Below are 19950 nucleotides of genomic sequence, written 5' to 3' on the forward strand. Positions count from 1 at the left end.
GAAAAGGCGGGCCGTCGCACACACGCGACGGCCCGCCTCGCATCTGCCGGCCACTCAGCGCCCGCCCTTGCCGCCGTACTCCTTCAGGACCGCATCCATCCCCTTCACGAACACGTCGGTGGGGAGCGCCCCGGGGACGACCTCGCCATTGATGAAGAAGGTCGGCGTCCCGCGCACGAAGAGCGAGCGCGCGAGGACGTTGTTGCGTTGCAGCTGCTCGCCCACCGCCTTCCCCTTCATGCACGTCCCGAAGCGCGACATGTCGAGCTTGATCCGCGTGGCGTACGTCGACATCTGCTCGCGCGCGTTCGCCGCCTTCATCCACTCCTTGCGCTTGTCGTACAGCACGTCGTGCATCGGGAAGAACTTCCCCTGCTCGGCGGCGCAGATCGACGCCTCGGCGGCATGCTCCGAGTTGGGGAACATCCCGATGGTGAACGGGACGAACTTCCAGTACACCCGCCCCTTGTTGATGTACAGCGAGTCGAAGACCGGCTGCGTTTCGCGGAAGAACTTCTCGCAGTAGCCGCAGCCGAAGTCGGCGAATTCGACCACCCACACGTCGGCCGAAGGATTCCCGCGCTGGTACCCCACGCCATCCAGCGCGACGGTGCGCTCGCCGGACTTCACCAGCATCCGCGAGACCATCTGCGCGTGCGCCGGGGCGGCGGCCAGGGGGAGGGCGGCGAGCACGCCGAGCAGGGCGGCGATGCGGGTGAGGCGGTGCAGGGACATCGGGGCGAGGATCGGGGTGCGGTGCGGCATGCCGGAAAGCTACAGGGCATCTCACGAATAGTCGCCGGCACGCCGGCGCCCGGTGCCGGCCACCAGCAGGTCGTGCGGTGGAGTCTAGTGCCCGAAGGTACCCGCGGCAGCACCCCCGGGTCCGGCGGGGGGATCGATGATCCCACGTCCGGCCCCCCCTCCCCGCACGATGGGAGCGAATCGGCCGCACCAGGTATTCATCCCTTTGGACCCGAACCGATGAGGATGGGCGTGGCGAACGAGACGAAACGTGCGACGTTAGGCGGCGGCTGCTTCTGGTGCCTCGAAGCCGTCTACCAGGAAGTGGACGGCGTCTCCGGGATCGTCTCCGGGTACGCGGGGGGGCATGTCCCCAACCCGACGTATGAGCAGGTGTGCGGCAAGAAGACCGGACACGCCGAGGTGGTGCAGCTGGAATACGACCCGGCGCGCGTGTCGTACCGCACGCTGCTGGAAGTCTTCTTCGCGATCCACGATCCCACGACCCCCGACCGCCAGGGGAACGACGTCGGGCCGCAATATCGCTCGGCGATCTTCACGCACGACGAGGCGCAGGCCGACGAGGCGCGCGCCATCATCGCCGAGCTCACCGCGGAACGCGTCTTCGATGCCCCGATCGTCACGGAGGTCGCCCCGCTCCCCATCTTCTATCCCGCGGAGGCGTACCATCAGGACTACTACCGGCAGCACACGCGGCAACCGTACTGCGCCTTCGTGATTGCCCCCAAGCTCAGCAAGTACCGTCAGCACTTCGCCAAGCGCGCCTCGTCGTGAGGTGCGGGCCGGGGGGTGGCGCGCACACCGCGCCGCGCCTCCGCTAGAGCGCGTGCTCCGCGACCGCCACCTGCGCCCCCGCTCCGCCGTTGTAGGCAATCCCGGCGTTCCGCATCTCCTGCGCGTTCCACAGGGCCAGCGGGTCGACGATCACCGGGCGCGTCATCAGGCGCCGCGCGCGCGACAGGTCGATGGCACGCATCGACGGAATGTCGGACAGGACCACCAGGGCATGGGCCGAGGCGAGCGCCGCCAGCGGCGCGTCGGTGAGGTCGACCAGGCCGCCTAACGAAGCCCGTACGTCGTCCTCGCTGCCGGGGGCGTGGATCACCAGGTGCGCCCCCGCGCCCAGCAGCGAGCGGAGGATGCGAAGTCCCACCGCGGCGTCGGGGTCGTCGCCCGCGGAGACGCCCGCCATCCCCCACACCCCCACCCGCTTGCCATCGAGCTCGTCGTCCAGGGCGGCGCGCAGGCGTTGTATCACCCCCTCGGCCGTATGCGGCACCTGCTCCAGCGCCGCCTCCAGCGTCCACGGTGCGCACCCCCAGTTGTTGGCCAGTTCGACCATGGCCCGGGCCTCCCGAATGTCGCGCGTGGCCGGGGCGGCCCCCAAGGAACGCCTCAGGAGGCGGGCCCCGCCCTCGTCGCCCACCATGTGGGCGAGAACCTCCGCGACTTCGGCACCGCCCTCCTCACAGAAACCGGCGATTTCGCGCGTGACCCCGAACAGCGCGACCCGCAGCGCAGCGGCGGCGTACCGCAGCGTCTCGGCACTTCGCTCGTCGACCGTGACCAGATGCGCCCCGTCGCGCAGGAAGGGGGTGTAGCAGCGGCGAAGGACGCGCATCGCGTGCTCCGTGGCGCCGCCGACAACGATGCGTCGCGGCGAGAGGGCCTCGGCCACCGCCGCCCCGTGCGTAAAGAGCGACGGCACCGCGACGACGTCGAAATCGCGCCCGACGCGCCGCCCGTCTTCCTCCAGGATGGTGCGCAACAGCTGCGTCCCGCCCGGGCGCACGGTGCCGGCGACGATCACCACGGTGTACGGACGAAGCAGCGACGCGAGCCGCCCGCCAACGGTCGCCCACTCCGACATGTCGGTGACGCCATCGGCGCCGATGGGAGAGGGGAGCGCGAGAATCACGACCTCCGCGCCACGCACCCCCTCGCCGAGACTCGAGTTGAAGTCGAGTCGTAGCTCCTGGCTGTTCCGCCGCACCAGCGCCGCGAGCCCCGGCTCCTGGAACGGGAGTATCCCCTCGCGGAGCCGCGCCAGCATGCCGCGATCGGTGTCGATGCACGTCACGGCGTGCCCCATCTCGGCGAGGGTGGCGCCGGTGACGAGTCCGGTGAAGCCGGTTCCTACGATGGCGACTTTCATGAGGGTCCTCCGCGGGCGGGTGCTTCGATCTCCTCCCTCAAGAAAGCGCGCGCGACCCCGCCCCCCCGGCCGCCTTCGACCAATCGGCCAGATGGGGCGACGAGCGCGCCCCTCCGCTCGACGAACAGGGCGATTGCCCCCCCTCGGGCGAGTACGTGCGGGTGCCGACACTACCAAGGAAGTCCCGATCGTCGGCGCCTCATCCCCTCCCCTCGTGTCCGATCCCGTCAATCTTCGACTGCACGTCCTGATCGCGAGCTTGAGCGAAGCGGTGCTCGTCGAGGACCAGCATCGCCGCATCTCCCTCACGAACGGCGCGTTCTGCCGGATGTTCGGCATCCCGGCACCGCCGGAGGCGATGGTGGGCGCGGACTGCTCGCAGGCGGCCGAAGAGTCGAAGCACTACTTTCGCGATCCGGCGTCCTTCGTCTCGCGGGTGCAGGCGGTGCTCGACGCGCGTGAGACGGTGATCGGCGACCGTCTGGAGATGGTGGACGGTCGCGTGCTGGAACGGGACTACGTCCCCGTCTTCCAGGATGGCGGCTACCTGGGGCACCTGTGGAAGTACCGCGACGTGACGGACCAGGTGCGTGCCGAGGAGCGACGAGAGGAGCGCAAGAAGTTCTACGAACGCGTGCTCGATGCGCTCCCCGCGCAGGTGGCCGTCTTCGATCGCGATGGCACCTACATGTACGTGTCGCCGAGCGCGATCGCCGACGAGGAGATGCGCGCGTGGCTCGTGGGGAAGACCGACGCGGACTACTGCGCGCGCCGAGGGCTAGATGCCGCCATCGCCGAGCGTCGCATGGCGCGCGTGCGTCAGGTGGCGGACACCGGAACGGAGGCGCGCTTCCAGGAGACACTCCCGGTGCGCCGTACCAACGAGGAGCGCCATCTCGTGCGCTTCTACACGCCGGTGATCGGTGGCGATGGCGGGACCGAGCTGGTGCTCGGCTACGGGCTCGACATCACGGACCTCGTGCGCGCCGAGGAGAAGCTGCGCGAGGCGACGCGGCTCGCCGAGCAGTCGGCACGCGCGAAGGAGAGCTTCCTCGCCAACATGAGCCACGAGATCCGGACGCCGCTCAATGCGGTGATCGGGACCGCACACCTGCTCGACTCGACCCCCCTCGACGAGCTGCAGCGACGCTACGTGGATGCCATTCGGTACTCGGCCGACACGCTGCTCGCGCTCATCAACGACATCCTCGACCTCACCAAGATCGGGACGGGCAACATCGCCTTCGAGTCGGTCCCCTTCCGCCTGCCGGACCTGGTCAACTCGGTCGGGGATGCCTTGCGCGCCACCGCAGAGGGGAAGGGGCTGTCGCTGCACGTCACGCTCGATCCCGCGCTCCCCCCGGTCGTGGTGGGTGATCCAACACGCCTGACGCAGGTGCTGCTCAACCTCCTTGGCAACGCCGTGAAGTTCACCGAGCGGGGCGGCGTGACGTTAGGCGTGGGCGTGGCTCGTAACGTTGCTGGCAATGCGGGCGACGCGCTCACCCTCGAGTTTCGCGTGGCCGACACCGGGATCGGGATCGCCGAGCACCAGCGGGAGGCGATCTTCGACGCCTTCACGCAGGAGCGCGCCGACACGACCCGCCGGTACGGCGGGACCGGGCTTGGGCTCGCCATCGTGCGTGAACTGGCGACGCGTCAGGGCGGGGGCGTGCGGGTCGAGAGCGCGGTGGGTGAAGGGAGCACGTTCATCGTCACCTTGCCGGCACGCGCCGGGACGATGCCGGCGCTCTCGCCCGATGGCGCAGGCGCGGACGGCGTCGTCGATCTCTCCGGCGTGCGCATCCTGCTCGTCGAGGACAACGCCCTCAACCAGTTCGTCGCCACGCAGCTCCTGTCGCGTGCCGGGGCGGAGCTCGTGGTGGAAGGGAACGGCGTCCTCGCCCTCGATCGGTTGCGCGCGGACCGCCGCTTCGACGTCATCCTCATGGACATCCAGATGCCCGAGATGGACGGCTTCGAGGCGACGCATCGCATCCGCACGGAGCTGGGGATCCGCGGCATCGAGATCCCGATCCTCGCCCTGACCGCGTCGGCGCTGGTGGAACAGCGCTCGCGGGCGGTCGCGCTCGGGATGGACGACTTCGTCATGAAGCCGTTCGCGCCCGACGACCTCAAACGGCGCATTGCCGCGGCGGTCTGGCGGTCGCGTCATGCGCGTGCCCTCGCGGCGTCGACGCGCGCCGGGCGCGACGGCGAGCCGGGAGGCGAGGGCGACGGCGAGGGGTCGGTGGACTTCGAGGTGCTCGAGGCGCAGACCCTGGGGCAGGCGGAGTTCACGATCGAGATGATCGACGTCTACCTGGCGCACCTGCCAGTCCAGTGGGCGTCGGTTCGCGACTCGGCGGCGGCGATGCAGCGTGAGGCGTTGCAGGGGGCGGCGCACAAGCTCAAGTCGGCCTGCGCGGTTGTCGGTGCCGGGGGGCTGCACGCCACGTTGCAGTCGCTCGAGGACCTCGCGCTCTCGGCCAGCGCGACCCAGGTCGCGATGCTCGTGCAGGAGGCGGCACCGGAGGTCGAGCAGGTGCAACGTGTGCTGGCGCGCGCGCGCGCGCGGTACGAGGCCCAGCTCGCGTGACCGCCGCGACGCGCACCGTCCCGCTCCGGGCCCTGGTCGTCGACGACGATCCCGTGTCGCGTGCCCTGCTCGCGCGCTATGTGGGGCAGCACGATGCGTTGCAGCTGGTGGAGGTGTGCGCCTCGGCGGTCGAGGCCGTCCCCTTCCTGCGCGCCGGCGCCGTCGACGTCGTCTTTCTCGATGTGGAAATGCCGGAGATGTCGGGGTTGGAGCTCGTGCGCGCCCTCGACCGGCGGCCGCACGTCGTGCTCGTGACGGGCAAGGCGCAGTATGCCGTCGAGGCGTTCGCCGTGGCCGTGAGCGACTACCTGCTCAAGCCGGTGCAGTTCCCCCGCTTCCTGCAGGCGGTCGAGCGCGTGATGCGTGCCCGGCAGGCCGAAGCCCACCTCGACGCGCCGCCCACACCCCCTGCGCCGCAGGGGCCGTCCGCGCCGGAGGAGGCAGCGACGGCGTGGTCGCGCGACATCCTCTTCGCGCGGGTCGACGGGCGGTTGATGCGCATTCCCCTCCGTGAGGTGCACTGGGTCGAGGCCAAGGGCGACTACGTCCTGCTGCACGCCCCAAAGCAGCGCTACATGGTCCATGCGACGATGAAGACGATGGAGGCGCGACTCCCCGCCGCCGACTTCGTGCGGGTGCATCGTTCGCACATCGTGCGACTGGACCGCATCGTGGACCTGGAGGAATCGACGATCGTCGTGGAGCGCGATGTGGTCCCGGTCGGCGCCTCCTACCGCACACCCTTGTTGATGCGACTCAACACGCTGTGAGCGACGATTCGTCGCCCCGCCCCCCCGCGTGGAGACGCGTCCCTCGCCTTGGCACCCTCGGTAACCGGAAGCGTCGATCGTTCGTCTCCCGATGAGGGGGCACGGTCACGGGGTAATGATGAGGATCTTCTCATTCGTGCGATACCTTGGCCGAACGCCTAAAGGTCGATTGCGCGTTCCGGTCGTTGGTCCGTAGTTTTGCACGCGTGCGACTCGCGAGCGGCGTGCGCGAGATTCGGGGGACTTCGGGAGGCGAACGGTGCCGCAGCACCAAGAGGCGATAAGTGTGGCGGACGGAACCTCGTCTGGCGATGGCGCGGTGACCGCGCTGCCCCCGAAGGGGATGGCCGATCGCGAGCGCATGCACGAGCTTCGCCTCCTGCTGCAGTCGGTCGCGTCCGGCGGTGCGCTCCCCGACGTCCTGACTCGCGTGGCGGAGTGGATCGAACGCATCAGCCCGGGGTCGCTCTGCTCGGTCCTGCTGCTTGACGAGTCGAAGACGCGCATGCGCCATGGGGCCGCGCCGTCGCTCCCGGCGGCGTACGTCCAGCAGATCGACGGGATCGTGATCGGTCCCAGGGTCGGGTCGTGTGGCACGGCGGCCTACACCGCGAAGCCGGTCATCGTCAGCGATATCGCCAACGATCCGCTCTGGGACGACTTCCGGTCCATCGCCGCCCCCTTCGGCTTGCGCGCCTGCTGGTCGCATCCGATTCTCGGCGCCGCCGGTCAGGTGCTGGGGACGTTCGCCGTGTATAAGTCCGCCCCCGCGCTCCCCACGGAGAGCGAGTGGGAACTGCTCGTCGACGCGTCGCACATCACCGCCCTCATCATCGAGCGATCACGGGCCGATCAGGCGCGGCAGGAGCACGCGCGTGACCTGCGGTCCATCGTCGAGAACGCGATGGATCTCATCGTGCGTCTCGACGCCGACGCGCGCTTCACGTACGTCAATCCGGCAGCGCTCCAACTCTCCGGGCGCACGCAGGAGCAATTGATGGGCAGGGCGGCGGTCGATCTCGGACTCCCCGAATCGACGGTCACGATGATCGAGGAGGTGTACCACACCGCCATTCGCACGCGTGCCCCGGTCCGTTACGAGCATGCCCTTCCCACGGTGCAGGGGGAGCGCTGGCTCGATGCGGTGACCGCGCCATCGTACGATGCCGAGGGGACGCTGACCGGCTTCGTCGTGATTGCGCGTGACATCACCGAGGGGCGCCAGGCGCGCGAGGCGTTGCGACGTTCCGAGGAGCGACTGCGCCTCATCTTCGACCGCTCCGAGCGCTCGATCGCCCTCCTCGACACGGACGGGCGACTGAAGGAAGTGGGGGACCTCGCCATGCAGGCCACGGCGCTCGATCGCGCGAGCGTGCTCAATGCGCACTTCTGGGAGCTCCCCACCTTCGCCGACTCGCCCCAGGCGCAGGCGCAGCTGCGCCGCGCCATAACCGATGCGGCGGCGGGGACTCCCTCGGGCGGGGAGGTGACGTATCGCGGCGCCAAGGGCGAAACGCGCTACGGCTGGTTCAACGCGGTCCCGGTCCGCGATGCCGAGGGGACGGTCGTCGAGCTCCTGCTCGAAGGGAGCGACCAGACCGCGACGCGCGAGCTCGAACTACGGGTGCGCCAGTCCGAGAAGATGGAATCGTTGGGGCGACTCGCCGGCGGGATCGCCCACGACTTCAACAACGTCCTCGCCGCCATCCTCGGCTACGGCGAGTTGCTGCTGGCGGACGCCCCACCCGGAACCGAGACGTTCGAGGGGTTGCAGCACATCGTCACCTCCTCGCGGCGCGCGCGCGACCTCGTGCGCCAGATCCTGGCCTTCAGCCGAAAGGCCGAGATCGCGCACCAGCCCGTCGACTTGCGCCTCGTGATGGAGGATGGGCTTCGGCTGTTGCGGGCGTCGCTTCCTTCCACCATCGAGCTGCGCGAACGCGTGAGTGCCACGCCGCTGGTGGTCATGGGCGACGCCACCCAGCTGTCGCAGGTCCTGCTCAACCTGGGGACCAACGCCGACTACGTGCTGCGCAAGAAGGGCGACGGATCGCTCGAGGTCAGGCTGGAGCGCGTCTACCTTGGCGACGGCGAGGCGCGCGTGTACGGCGTGACGCCGGGACAGTACGCGCGCCTCTCGGTCCGCGACTCCGGCGACGGGATTCCCTCCGCGGTCCTTCCCAAGATCTTCGAGCCGTTCTTCACGACCAAGCCCATGGGCGAGGGGACCGGGATGGGGCTCGCCGTGGTCCACGGGATCGTGACCTCGCACGGCGGCGGCATTCGAGTCGAATCGTCGTCCATCGGAACCGCCTTCGAGGTCGTCTTCCCCATCGTCTCCACCCCGGTCAACGTCCCCGTGCAGCCGCAGGCGTCCAGTGCGCGCGGTTCGGGACGCGTCCTCGTGGTCGATGACGAAGCGGCCATCGTCAACCTCCTGCGGCGCGTCCTCCCCCGGCGCGGTTTCGAGGTCGTCTCGCTCACGACCCCCGTCGACGCGCTCGCGCAGTTCCAGGCGGAGCCCGACCGCTTCGACCTCATGATCACCGATCGCACCATGCCGCGCATGACCGGCGAGGCGCTGGCGGCACAGGTGCATGCAATCCGTCCCGGCCTCCCCGTCATCATCACCAGCGGCCAGGGCAATCCAGCCGACGAGGATGAGGCGATGGCCAACACCGTCTTCCTGGCCAAGCCATTCGACGTGGCCGACCTGATGGCCGCGATCGAGCGCGCACGACGAAAGGTCGCGCGTTAGGCGGTCGGCGACTTGGCGGCCGGCGATTCGGCCGACAGGCAAAAGCGGCGCAGTGCTGCCCAGAGGCGGTGCGACGCGCGCGACGCCACCGAAAAATCGCGCTCCTGTGCCCCACCCTTGGCCTTGAACAGGCGCACGAGTGCACGGCGCTCGGCCGCTGGCCACCCCGCTACCTCATCGAGGACGAGCGCGACGACTGGCGCCAGGCGCTCCACGCCGAAACGCGTTTCGCGATCGCTCGATCGCCAGCGCCGAAGCGCCACGGCAGCGGCGACGGCGTCGAGGTGCTCGTCGCGACGACGCAGCCGTGCCGTGGCATCGGGAGCGGCGAGGGTGTCGGTGACCGCGCGCGCGAGCGTCACCAGCCAGCACTCCTCGAACAGCGGCGCCGCTGACGCCCCCGGTAGCTCGAGCACCAGGTCGCCCGCGGCGAGCCGTCGGAGCGTCGAGGGCGAGGTGCGATGCGTGCGGCTGGCGGCGCGGCGCCCGCGCTCGCGTGCCGCCAGCGCCTCGACCGCGGCGTCCACCGGGCGGAAGCCCAGGCGGTCGTAGAACCAGAAGGCCCCGCTCGCCAGCGCCTCGTCGTTCCCTGCACCAAACTGGTAGGGGTTGACGACGAAGCGCGTCACGCCGAACAGCGTGCGGAAGGCGCGCAGCGCCTGCGCAAAGAGCATCGCCGCCTCGGCGTGCCGGAAGGCGTCGAAGACGTTCACCCCCGTGTTCGCCTGTGCGGCGAGCGGGGTCACCCCGCCGTAGCCCACCGGAACGCCGTTGGAGAAGAGGACGTAGCCGTAGTTGGCCTCGAGCGTGAGGCGATCGGCGCGGGCGGCCCCGATCAGGCAGACGGCCGTTCCGTCGCCCAGGTCGGCCCGGTAGACCTCGTCGAGATTGGCATAGGTGATCGCATGCACTTCGCGGCAGCGCACCGCCAACGCGGCGCGCGAGGCGTCGAGCCAGCGCGCCGCCTCACGCGGCGGGAGCCGATCGATGGTCGGGAGCGGCGTGTCGATCAGCGCCACCGGATCGGCCGGCGCGGGGCGCATCGCCGTCCGAAAGGCCGGCGTTAGGCCGGCGACCACGTTGCCCGAGCTCGAACGTCCCGTCGTCAGGCGCCAGCGGAGCGGAATGTCCAGGCTCTCGTACAGCAACCGCACGACCGCGTCGTCCGGGGTGCCAACCGGAGGACGCGCCCGTCCGCGCGAGCGCGCCAGCCAGGCCGCCGCACTGCTCCGCGAGCCGCGGCGCGCCTGGGCTAGCCACTCGCGCGTCGACACCTCCCCCGAGTCGAAGGCGTCGGCCTCGGCCTGCGTCAACGTGAGGCGGAGGAGCGGGTCGAGCCGATCAGGGTGCTCGAAGCTCGGCCAGTCGATGTCGGCGTCCTCGCCCTGCTCCACGAGCCAGCGCGTGATCCCGAAGGCGAAGGCGTGGCGCGTCGACGTCCCGGCCATCCCCGTGTCGTCGAGTTGTCGGCGTTGCGACGGTGCGAGGGCGCGAACGCGACGCGACGTATGCTCCAGCCCCCGGGCCGCCGCCATCAGGATGCGGAGGTCGTCGGGGAAGGCGCGGAGAAACAGGAGGTCGTCGTGGTACGCGGAGAGTCCGCGCGCCGACCGAGGGGGGTGCCGCTCGAGCCGGGCGATCAGGTCGAGCTTCTCCGTCGTCTCGGCGGCTCCATAGCGATGCCGGATCGCGTGCAGGCGTGCCATCGGTGTCACGCGAGCGAGGGGTGCGGCAGGGGCGCGCTGGGCGTGACGCTTCGCGGATCGACGGGTCATGCCGGGTGGAGCCTCGCGACGTATGGAGGCTTCAACCTGCAGGTAATACCGAGCGCCGCCGTCCGAGAGTCCCAACCGTGGCGTAGGGGAAGGGACGAGTTGCGCCGAGGGCGCAACAAGGGCGATAATTGTGGGCCCGCTGGCGTGAGTCAGGCGGGGACGTTTTGGGGTGTAGCTTAGTTGGCAGAGCGCCTGACTGTTAATCAGGAGGTCGCTGGTTCGAATCCAGCCGCCCCAGTTGTAGTATCCACAATGACTTACGAGAACGCCGCTCCTCGAAACGGAGCGGCGTTTTTCGTTGGTGGAAGCCCAGTGGAAGCCACAGGGGGGAATCTCGGGGCATCTAGAGCGATGCCGGTGCTTCGGTCGTTAGGCCGTCCGTCATGAGCACCCAGAAGGGGAGCCGCACATCGCCGGCCCCCTTCGTCTGCGTTGCCTGGAAGGCGCACCCGAACATCGAGAACAGGGGACGCGACTGCCACAACTGGCGGCCCTGCGTCGGATCGATCTCGACGGTGAAGAGCGAGAGGTACTCGCCACCCTCTCGCATCCGGACCAGCGCCGAGATCGCGACCGCCTCGTCTTCGCGCAGCCACGTCAGGTCGGCGGTGAGCACGAAGGCACCTTGCCAGTAGCCGGCGGGCACCGGTGGAAGGGTAGGCGCGGGCTTCGAGCCCTTCGCGACGCGGGGCGTGCGTGCCGGACGAAGCGTTGCGGTGAGGGAAACTCGAAGAGGAACTGCTTCGGGTGATCTAGGATTGCGACGCCTTCGCCGCCTTCGATGAGTCGAACCACTGGAGGGCCTCCGCGAGTGGAAGGATGATGAAGCGATCACTCCCGCCCTTCGGGAGCTTGGGTTTCTTTCGACGGGCGTTGGGGCCGCGCGGTGCGCGTCGCGCCCGCTGGGCGGCCGCCTCCCGGGACTTGTAGTCGAGGTACCAGGCGAGCGCGCGTGGCCAGGGGTAACGGCCGAAGCGATCGCGCCCGCCGCTCGGCTGCTCGCGTGGCATGCCTCGTCCCGTGAGGTTGCGCACCTGTCGTGGGCAGAGCCCAAGGCGATGGCACAGCTCCTCCTGGCTGAGGTACTCGTTCGCGGCGGTCGATGTCGTGTCCGTTGGCATCAGGCTCACCCGGAAGTGCGGGAGAAAGGGGAGTCGTTAGGCGATAGAGCGGAACCGGAACTCACCCCTGGCGGCCCACTCTCTAGATCTACCGCGGGGTCCGCGGATCCCCGCATGGGGGGTGGCTGGGGAAGTACCTTGACGGGGGGGTGGTCGCTTGCCGTTAGGCGTTAGGCAAGATTGCGATATACAATCGCCAGCGCGCGCGGCGGTGCGCGCCGTGTCGGCTGCTCTCGGGATCGCGCGCCGCATTGCACGCCGATGCGTTTGGCCACCGGTGACTAGCGCGCGCGGCGCCGATCTCGAGACTTCCGCTTTTCGGCGTCACAACGCGGAGAGTTGCGCCTGCCGGTACGCTTCGAGCTCGGACTCCGGCCACCCCTGGCGCTTCTTGAACCGCAGATCTTCCTCGAGCACGCGCAGCTTCAGATCCCTCTCGCGCTGGGCCCGCAGTTCGTTGGCGACCCGCTCCTTCGCGTACGTGTGCATGATCCCCTGGATCTCTTCGGCAAACGCCTGCCGTGCCGAGACGATCGCCCCCTCGGCATCCGTGATGTCGCCGTCCACGATCATCGCCTGCGCTCGCTGCAGGCAGGCCAGGAAGGCCTTGATCAACAGCGCGTTTCCCTCAGGGGTGCAGGAGAAGAAGTTCACGCCGAGGTACCAACCCGATCGACTGCGCGCGACCACCCATCCGTCCTTGATCTCCTCGACGAACGCCGCGAGGGCGGGATCCGCGCTCTCGGCCAGTTCGGTCTCGCACTGGCGGACCTTTTGTTCCACGTCGTTGGTCAACCGTGCCAACTGGTTCGCCGCGTCGGCGTGACGCGCCCGGGCATCGCGCGCCGCTGCGTTGGCGCGTTCGCGGTCCTTCTCCGCCTTCTCGATCGCCGACAGCAGGGCCGGCCCCTCCTTGTCGAGGCGTGCTCGCGCCGTGCGAACCTCAGCCGTCAACGCGCGCGGCGCGCGTGCGTGTCGCGAAAGGCCTCCGTCTCGATCTCTTCCATCATCTCGCGCCCGTGCTGGGAGCGGGTCAGCAACGTCCGAAGATCCTTCAGCATGTGCCAGGGGGTTGCGGGATAGGGGGAGGCGAGCCGAGCGTCGCCTCATACAGGGTCAGGACGCGATCGCCGGTGATCGTCCGCGCGACCACGAGCTCCATCGCGATAGCGATTACGGCGGGCCACGCCCGGCGCAGTCGGCGCATCGTGTGCACCTCGCACCAGGCGAGGAGCGCTTTCCTCTCATCGTCGTGCAGTTCGATCGGATAGCAGCGCAGTCGCTCCTCGATCATCGCGCGATCGTGTTGGGCGTGCACGGTGCTCCCGGCGCCGAGCCGCTCCGCCATCTCGCCGGCGAGCAGGATCATGATGCTGTACTCGAGCGCCGCGATCTCATGCGGCTGCACCGCCCGGACACTCGCCGGCCAGAGAGCGACGCGGCAGTGACCGTCGAAGCCGTGCGCCGGCGTCGCCTCGATCGTCACCAACTCGACGCGGACGCCCAGCTCGACGCTCATCACCGCGTGCCCCGCTTCGTGGCGTGCGATGTACGAGCGATCGCGGTCCTCCTGCGCCACTTCGACGCTGTCCAGGAGCTGCAGCGCCCGCGCGACTCGCGCCGCGGAGGGTTCGTTCACCGGAGAACCGGCCCACCGCGCCGCCGCGCTCATTCCTCGACCTGCCGGCGACGGGGCGCGTGCGTGATCAACGTGAACGGCCGCGCGAGGAGACGCCGTGCGGCCGCGTCCTCCGCGAGACTCACGACACTCCGCACGAAGAACGCACGGACGCGCCGTCCGCGTGAGGGCGACACCCCTTCGATGTGCGACCGATCGCCGGCGAAGCGGGCGAGCGCGTCGACGGCGCGCGCCCAGTCGGGCGCCTCGCATCGGGCGAGCTCGCACGGTGGACGATGCGCGCCGAGATCGCGAAAGAGAATCCAGCGCGCCATCACGCGGCCTCCGGATGCGTGGCCGTCGGGAGCAACGGCATGTCGGGAGAGATCCACGGGGATGATTCGACGGCTCGCGTCACGGTCGCCTGCCAATCAAGCGTGAACGAGAAGGTGCTGGTGCGTCGCGCCGCGTCGACGAAGACGTGGAGGCGATCCCCGTCGATGCCGGCCGCGCCTTCGTGCAGGATCGGGCGGTACAGCAGCGCGACGAAATCGGCCGCCTTCAGAGGCCCCATGCTGCCCGAGAGGTCGGACAGCAGGGGGCGCTTGTCCTGGCGGGCGTCGATCGGTTTCTGGTTCAGCTGCGCCGGCGACACGACGACGACCTCCGCGCGATCCGCGAGGCGCTTGAGACCGTTCGCGACGGCCTCGATTTCCTCGTCGCCACGACGACCCTTCAGGCGATGCTGCACCAACTGCAGGTAGTCGACGACGACGAGCGAGAGCTCGGGATGCTGCGCTTTGAGGGCGAGGACGCGCTGCATCACGTCGCGCAGCTCCGGGAGCGCTTCGTCGTCGATCCAGATCGGCGCCTGGTCCAGGCGCGTCTGCGCGTCGAGCACGCGTCGCCATTCCGGCGCGGAGAGGTCGCCGCGCTGCAACCGATGCCCCGGCACGCCGGCGAGCGCGCTGAGCATGCGTTCCAGGACGGCGCGACGCGGCATCTCGGCGGAGACGATCGCGGCGCCCCCGTGGCCCCCTAACGCCACCTGCAGCGCGATTTGCGTGGTGAACGTCGATTTTCCACACTTGGGCACCGCGCCGACGACGATCAACTCGCCACGCTGAAACCCGGCCGTGTAGCGATCGCACTCCCGGAAGCCCGTCGGAATTCCGTCGGGTTCTCCCTGAGCGCGTCGCTCGATCGCCTCGAGGACCTCAAGGCTGCGCACGCGGCGGAAGCCCCGGTCGCTGCGCTGATAGGTCTCCGCCATGAGCGCGGAGAGGTGTTCGGCGAGGATCTCTTCCGCGGTGCCCGCGCGCGTCCGGATCGCCTCGACCAACGTCTGCCCATGCGTCGCCAGGCGCCGCAGCCGCGCGCTCTCCTGCACGAGTCGCACGTGTGCCGGCGCATTCGCCGCGGTCGGTACGTCGAGCAGTGCGGACAACGTCTCGACGCCACCGATCGCCGCGAGCTCTCCGGTACGGACGAGATACGCCTGCAGCGTGAGAAACTCGACTGCTTCGCCGGCGTCGTGCAGGGCGACGATCGCCCCGTACAGGCGGCGGTGCGTCGTCGACGCGAAGTCCTCCGTGCGTAGGGAGCCGCGCACCGACGGGATCACCACCGGGGAGAGCAGCATCGCCCCGAGGAGAGCGACCTCGGCTTCGTGGGCTTCCGGCCACGCGTCACGCCCGGTCGACTCGGTCATGCGATCACCGACAGCTGCGGCCGTGGGGCGTGCTTGGCCAAGCGATCGATGGCGATCCGCCGGCCATCGTCTTCGCTGCGCGCCTTCGCAATGTCGCTCAGCGGCGCCAGGGCGCGAATCTCCGCGACGGTCGTCTCGTCGAGTGTGCCCGCCTCCTGCAGCGACGCGATCTGCTGTTCGAACTGGATCCCGTTCAGCGAGCCGAGATGTTCCCGGATCACGATGCGGTGCAACTCGGTCGCGCGAGCCGCACGCTCGGCGGTCACGGGGGCGCGGCGGCGCGCGCCCTCGTCACCAGCGCCTTTGGTGCGTCGTCGTTCCGCGTCCTCGACGAACGAGCGGAACCCCTTCGGCAAGAAGGTGATGCGCACGCTCTCCTGCGTCAGGTAATCCGCGAGGCGGGTCGCGATGTCCTCTTGGCGCGCGGCTCGTCCGCCGGCATAGCCCTGGCCCAAGAGCCAGCCGTCGAGCGTCTTCGCGATCGCGTCGCGCCGTCCGACCGGTGCCGCGTCCAGGAAGCGCGCCACCACGGCACGGTGCGGCTCGGCGAACCGCGCGAGCACGTCGGGCGCATCGTCGGGATCCTCCGGCCCCTCGCGTACGCGTATGCGCGCGCCCGCTGCTGCAGGAACTTTTCCTTCTAACAACTCTACTTCTGTACCGCCCGGCTTAGGCTGGGCTTCCCCGTTAGAAAAGCCCGGCTTTAGCTCGGCTTCCTCGTCAGGAAAGCCGGGCTTTCCGTTACGCGTCGCATTGTCTCCACGAGACTTCGGCGGACGACCACCCAGACGCCCGTTCTTCTTGTAGTTCTCGTGCCGATCGAGTTGCTCCCGGTGCAGCTCGACCAACCACGCGCAGCGCAGCTGTCCGGCGTGCTCTGGATCCGGAACGAAGTGCTGCCGGACGCCCCGCAGCTCGCGTCGCCAGGTCTTCCCCGATCACGCGATCGAACACGAGGGATCATCCGGAAAGTCCCCGGCTCGCCCCCACGAAGCGAGGCGTTCCAGCTATCGATCACCACGCTCAAGAGCGCCCCTCGTTCTGCCGAGGTGAGGTGCGCGAGGCGTCCCGCCCACTGCAGAGCATGCAGGGGAAACCACGCGAGGAGGCCTTCACTCATACGGCGCACCGGTGGTGGATGGGGCGAGTGGCACGATGTGGGCGCCCCTCATCACGCGGCCTGCGAGGGCAACCGTCCTTCAGACGCACGCACGGCGTCATAACGCATCAGGAGCACGCGGTCGAACCGCTCGAGAATGCGCTCCGGAAAGCGCCTCCCCATCTTCTCCCGGAGCTGCGTGATGTTGAACGTGATGGCGTTGTTCAACCCCCCGTTGATCGTGGTGAGGCCACCGACGCCCGAGAACGTGTCGGGGATGCCGGTCGGGCTGGGCAGGTCGCCGCCCGGCAGCTGCAGGCCCGGTGAGAGGTTCGGCGAGAGGCCCACGGCCGGACCGCCGATCAGGCCGACCGTGCCCCCCGTGCCCGGGGTGCCGCCCACGGGGCCGGTGCCGACGCCGACGCCCACCGCCAACCCCGACCCGAGGAGCCCGTTCGCATCGCCCAGGAGCGGCAGTAGCTGCGCGATGATCGCGCGGAACTGCTGGGGCGTGGCGTTCTTGTAGTCGGCGATGGGGATCTTCGCGTTGATGGAGTCGCCGTAGAGCGCCCGCAGTTTGGCGATGATAGAGGCGCGGCCCGACTCGGAGGAGAAGTCGCCCTGCAGGGCGTCCGCGAGGATCGGGATGTTCTTCGCGGCGAAGGTGCGCAGCGCCTGGATCTTGTCGTCGGCATCCTCGACGCCCAGCACGCCCCACGAGTCGGTGAGGGATGCGAGCTCGTCGGCGAAGTTGCCCTCACCAGAGCCGAACCGCCGCGCCTCCAGGACCTCGAGGAGCCGGACCCACCCATCCGGATCCTTCTCCACATCGATCCCGTACTTGTCCGCCAACTTCTTCGCGTCGCCGATAGTGAGGCCGGCCGCTCGGAGATTGAACTCGACCATCCGCGAGTGGATGCCGGTGCTCCCGTCCTCTTTCAGGTACTTGGACGCGTTGAGCGCGGTAACCACGCCGGAGAACGTCGCACCACTCGCCGCGCCGTTGTAGTCACTGAGGTCGCGCGTGAGCTCCTCAATCGCGCGCGTGTTCTTCATGTGGGCTTCCTTCCGCGCCTGCTCCGCCGCGCTGGAGCCCCAGCCGCCGATGAGCTGCGCGAGTCCGCCGACGATCGAGATGATGCCCTCCGGCGACCCGATCCCGAACTTGGCGATCGCGGCGCCCATGTTGATCACCGACGTGAGCGCCGTGGCCGCCTCGTCGCTGATCTTGCCCATGCCGTTCGCCGCCGAGATGAACGAGATCCCCAGCGAGGCGGCGCTGTCGACGTTACTCTCGAAGACCTCTCCGCGCCTCTGGGCCGCGGTTCTCACCCGCTTCTGCGCATCAGCGGTGCCCTGCGTCCGATCGGCGAGCTTCTTCTGTTCTTCGGCGGAGAGTTCGATCGTCTGCTTGGCCTTCCTCGCCTCCCGATCGACCTGCTGCCAGTACCCGGCCAGCTCCACCGTGGCGAGGTTCAGCCCCTTCGTGGCGGCCTCCAGTTTGGCGTGAACCTCCTTCAGGATGCGCTCCCGCTCGGCGGCCTCTTCTTTCGCGAGTTGGAGGCGCTGCTTCTTCTGCTCCTCCGTCTCCTTCTTCATGCGTCCGCCGTGCTGGGTACTCTCAGACTCCACGTCCTTGTGATGACGCTGGATCTGTGCCCGGAGCGCCGCGTTTCCTTCCTCCCGGATCCCGACCAGTTCGACGAGCAGGATCTCCTCGCCCTTCTTGATCAACTCCTTCTGCTCTGCGGCGTCCTTCACCATCGCCGCGCCGGACGCCGCGAGCGCCTGGCCCGCTTTCCCGATGGCGCCAGGGAGATACGACAGAAAGCTCCGGCGGCCGACTTCATCGAGCCGATCATGCTCTGGAACGCGACGCCCATCAGCTGCCACTGCGTGCTCTGCTGAATCCGGAACGTCTGCCACCCGATGATGAGCTCCCCGATGAAGCCGAGCATGCGGAGCATCCCGTCGAGCACCGCCGGAATCGCCGCCCCGATGCCTCCCAGTGCCGTCTCGTTCTCTTCGACGCGCTTCGATAAGTTCGCGAGCGCGTCCGCCAGGCGAGAAGCGCCTCCCTGCATCTCTCCGTTGGAGAGAATCGCACTGCCGACAGCTTCCTGCAGCTCGCCCCATTGATTCTTGATCCGGACGAGCGATCCGCTGAAGGTGTTCGCTTCCTTCTCGGCGAATCCGCCAAAGCTCGCGCGGGCGTTCTCCAGAACGGTCGTCGCGTCCTTGCCGGCCACACCCAGTTTGTTGAAGGCGGTGACGTTGCCGTTCATCGCCTTCCCGACGACGTTCGCCGCTTCCTCGAGGCCGATGTGCTTGAAGGTGGCGAGGTCCGCCGCGAGGGCGAGGTTCCTCTGGCTGCCGGCCACGTCGCCGCTGATGGTGATCATGTTCGTCAGCGCGGCGCGGAGGTCGTCATCCGTCGCCGTCGACAGCCGCATCACGCTCGCGACCGTGCTCTCCAGCTGCGGCTTGAGCGCGTCGAAGTTCCCGCCGGCATTGCGCACCGCGGTTCCGAGGCGCCCCATCCCGACTTCGGCGGCTGAGGCCTCCTCGATCGCACTCTTGAAGAACGCGCCCAGGGCGGCGCCGACGCCGAGCGCCGCGAGCGAGCCTAACGCGGCCTTCGCCTTGTCGCTGAACGAGGAGACGGATTCGCCGGCCTTCTTCGTGACGCCGGTGATCTCGTCGACCGCCGACAGGACTACTTTGATGATCGGGTTTGCCATGGTCTCAGGTCTCCGCGCAGCGGTCGCAGCGCATCCCCTCGAGGGGGACGCGGGCGGCGCCGCAGATCAGGCAGGGATGGGGGAGGAGCGCCTCCCGAAGGAGCGGCGCGAAGTGATCGGTGTAGCCCAAGGCGAACAGGTCCGAGGCGAACTCGGGATGCGCGTCGTCGCCTGGAGCGGCCGTGCGTATCAGGCGGACGCCCGTCGCCGTGGGAGCGACCTCGAGGCCCGCGTTCAGGAGCTCGGTGAGCATCACGCTGGCGACCACGTCGCGGTCGCTGTGAATGCCGCGCACGGCGCGCTCTCGGAAGAACTCATCCTGTCGTACGCCCAGGTTCCGGCCGCGCGCGTACTGCTCCGCGGGCGTGAGGGCGCGTCTCATGCGGCGGCCGACTCCGCCGCCATCGCGTGGCGCCAAGCGGCCCGCGCGAGCGTGACGGCTGTCTGAGCGCGCAGGACCTGAGCGTCCGGACGCGGACGCCCGAGCGCGCGCGTCTCGGCGCGCGCGAGCTCGGCCTCCGCCGCGCGAATGTCTCGCAGCAGGGCCGCGAGCGAGGACGCGTCCTCACGGGAGCCGGCGCCAGGCATCACGGCCCCTCGCTCGGCACCGGGGCCGTCGTGCTGGTGCGCATGCGCGCGGCGATGAATTCCTCGAGCTCGCGCCGCGAGTATCGCACGGCCCGCCCGATTTTCGCGAAGCGCGGGGCGCGGCCTTCCGTCCGCCAGCGCGCGAGCGTCTGCACGGCAACGCCGAGCATTCGCGAGGCCGTCTCGGCATCGACGAGGAGCGCGCCTTCGAGCTCGCGCGCGGTGTGCGGTGAGGTCGTCGTTGCGATCA

17 protein-coding genes and 1 tRNA gene are annotated in these 19950 nt (G+C 69.2%); 5 read left to right on the forward strand and 13 right to left on the reverse strand.

Annotated elements, in window-relative coordinates; genetic code table 11:
* Nucleotides 1–54: 54 nt before the first annotated feature.
* The gene (locus IPN47_19650) at nt 55–765 is read right to left on the reverse strand and encodes a DsbA family protein (GenBank protein MBK9410216.1); all 711 of its coding nucleotides are present in this window, start codon (nt 763–765) and stop codon (nt 55–57) included.
* 231 nt (nt 766–996) lie between these two features.
* Between IPN47_19650 and msrA the strand changes: the two genes are divergently transcribed.
* Entirely contained in the window at nt 997–1539 is a 543-nt protein-coding gene (gene msrA / locus IPN47_19655) for a peptide-methionine (S)-S-oxide reductase MsrA (GenBank protein ID MBK9410217.1), read from the forward strand.
* A 43-nt stretch (nt 1540–1582) separates the two neighbouring features.
* Here msrA and IPN47_19660 read toward each other — a convergent pair whose 3' ends face one another.
* Nucleotides 1583–2920: a UDP-glucose/GDP-mannose dehydrogenase family protein gene (locus IPN47_19660; GenBank protein MBK9410218.1), complete on the reverse strand. Its 1338-nt coding sequence runs from the start codon at nt 2918–2920 to the stop codon at nt 1583–1585.
* Nucleotides 2921–3134: 214 nt separating this feature from the next.
* On the opposite strand from IPN47_19660, the gene IPN47_19665 reads away from it, so the two are divergent.
* The 3 genes from IPN47_19665 to IPN47_19675 all read left to right on the forward strand — a co-directional run bounded on the left by IPN47_19665 (nt 3135) and on the right by IPN47_19675 (nt 9047).
* Nucleotides 3135–5519, forward strand: coding sequence for a response regulator (locus IPN47_19665; protein MBK9410219.1), 2385 nt, complete (start codon nt 3135–3137; stop codon nt 5517–5519).
* Nucleotides 5516–6289 (forward strand): response regulator transcription factor, encoded by a 774-nt coding sequence (locus IPN47_19670; GenBank protein ID MBK9410220.1) that lies wholly within the window; start codon nt 5516–5518, stop codon nt 6287–6289. The genes IPN47_19665 and IPN47_19670 overlap by 4 nt, the downstream gene beginning before the upstream one ends.
* A gap of 319 nt (nt 6290–6608) precedes the next feature.
* Nucleotides 6609–9047, forward strand: a complete 2439-nt coding sequence (locus tag IPN47_19675) for a PAS domain S-box protein (GenBank protein MBK9410221.1) — start codon at nt 6609–6611, stop codon at nt 9045–9047.
* On the opposite strand, the gene IPN47_19680 is transcribed toward IPN47_19675, so the two are convergent.
* A complete protein-coding gene (locus IPN47_19680; GenBank protein MBK9410222.1) occupies nt 9044–10753 on the reverse strand; it encodes a hypothetical protein in 1710 nt (569 codons plus the stop codon). The two genes, IPN47_19675 and IPN47_19680, sit on opposite strands and share 4 nt — an antisense overlap.
* Before the next feature lie 234 nt (nt 10754–10987).
* Here IPN47_19680 and IPN47_19685 point away from each other — a divergent pair.
* A tRNA-Asn gene (locus tag IPN47_19685) sits at nt 10988–11060 on the forward strand.
* A 105-nt stretch (nt 11061–11165) separates the two neighbouring features.
* Here the strand turns inward: IPN47_19685 and IPN47_19690 are convergent.
* From IPN47_19690 to IPN47_19735, 10 genes are all read right to left on the reverse strand, one after another.
* Nucleotides 11166–11468, reverse strand: a complete 303-nt coding sequence (locus IPN47_19690) for a hypothetical protein (GenBank protein ID MBK9410223.1) — start codon at nt 11466–11468, stop codon at nt 11166–11168.
* A gap of 106 nt (nt 11469–11574) precedes the next feature.
* Nucleotides 11575–11943, reverse strand: a complete 369-nt coding sequence (locus IPN47_19695; GenBank protein MBK9410224.1) for a hypothetical protein — start codon at nt 11941–11943, stop codon at nt 11575–11577.
* Between the two features lie 324 nt (nt 11944–12267).
* A complete protein-coding gene (locus IPN47_19700) occupies nt 12268–12897 on the reverse strand; it encodes a hypothetical protein (GenBank protein ID MBK9410225.1) in 630 nt (209 codons plus the stop codon).
* A 100-nt stretch (nt 12898–12997) separates the two neighbouring features.
* The gene (locus IPN47_19705) at nt 12998–13582 is read right to left on the reverse strand and encodes a hypothetical protein (GenBank protein MBK9410226.1); all 585 of its coding nucleotides are present in this window, start codon (nt 13580–13582) and stop codon (nt 12998–13000) included.
* A gap of 313 nt (nt 13583–13895) precedes the next feature.
* Nucleotides 13896–15272, reverse strand: a complete 1377-nt coding sequence (locus IPN47_19710; protein ID MBK9410227.1) for an AAA family ATPase — start codon at nt 15270–15272, stop codon at nt 13896–13898.
* Nucleotides 15269–16120 carry a hypothetical protein gene (locus IPN47_19715; GenBank protein ID MBK9410228.1) on the reverse strand — a complete coding sequence of 284 codons (852 nt, stop codon included), beginning with the start codon at nt 16118–16120 and terminating at the stop codon, nt 15269–15271. Before IPN47_19715 ends, IPN47_19710 begins: the two co-directional genes overlap by 4 nt.
* A gap of 323 nt (nt 16121–16443) precedes the next feature.
* Nucleotides 16444–18135, reverse strand: a complete 1692-nt coding sequence (locus IPN47_19720; protein MBK9410229.1) for a hypothetical protein — start codon at nt 18133–18135, stop codon at nt 16444–16446.
* Nucleotides 18129–19112, reverse strand: coding sequence for a hypothetical protein (locus IPN47_19725; protein ID MBK9410230.1), 984 nt, complete (start codon nt 19110–19112; stop codon nt 18129–18131). The genes IPN47_19720 and IPN47_19725 overlap by 7 nt, the downstream gene beginning before the upstream one ends.
* A 4-nt stretch (nt 19113–19116) precedes the next feature.
* A complete protein-coding gene (locus IPN47_19730) occupies nt 19117–19494 on the reverse strand; it encodes a hypothetical protein (GenBank protein MBK9410231.1) in 378 nt (125 codons plus the stop codon).
* Between the two features lie 205 nt (nt 19495–19699).
* Entirely contained in the window at nt 19700–19870 is a 171-nt protein-coding gene (locus IPN47_19735; GenBank protein MBK9410232.1) for a helix-turn-helix domain-containing protein, read from the reverse strand.
* Nucleotides 19871–19950: the final 80 nt, after the last annotated feature.

Source organism: Gemmatimonadota bacterium (assembly GCA_016719105.1).
Classification (GTDB): Bacteria; Gemmatimonadota; Gemmatimonadetes; order Gemmatimonadales; family Gemmatimonadaceae; genus SCN-70-22.

Coding starts and splice junctions, on each gene's coding strand:
- IPN47_19650 (MBK9410216.1), bottom strand. CDS start 765: ATGCCGCACCGCACCCCGATCCTCGCCCCGATGTCCCTGCACCGCCTC.
- IPN47_19660 (MBK9410218.1), bottom strand. CDS start 2,920: ATGAAAGTCGCCATCGTAGGAACCGGCTTCACCGGACTCGTCACCGGC.
- IPN47_19680 (MBK9410222.1), bottom strand. CDS start 10,753: ATGGCACGCCTGCACGCGATCCGGCATCGCTATGGAGCCGCCGAGACG.
- IPN47_19695 (MBK9410224.1), bottom strand. CDS start 11,943: ATGCCAACGGACACGACATCGACCGCCGCGAACGAGTACCTCAGCCAG.
- IPN47_19710 (MBK9410227.1), bottom strand. CDS start 15,272: ATGACCGAGTCGACCGGGCGTGACGCGTGGCCGGAAGCCCACGAAGCC.
- IPN47_19720 (MBK9410229.1), bottom strand. CDS start 18,135: ATGGTGAAGGACGCCGCAGAGCAGAAGGAGTTGATCAAGAAGGGCGAG.
- IPN47_19725 (MBK9410230.1), bottom strand. CDS start 19,112: ATGGCAAACCCGATCATCAAAGTAGTCCTGTCGGCGGTCGACGAGATC.
- IPN47_19730 (MBK9410231.1), bottom strand. CDS start 19,494: ATGAGACGCGCCCTCACGCCCGCGGAGCAGTACGCGCGCGGCCGGAAC.
- IPN47_19735 (MBK9410232.1), bottom strand. CDS start 19,870: ATGCTCGGCGTTGCCGTGCAGACGCTCGCGCGCTGGCGGACGGAAGGC.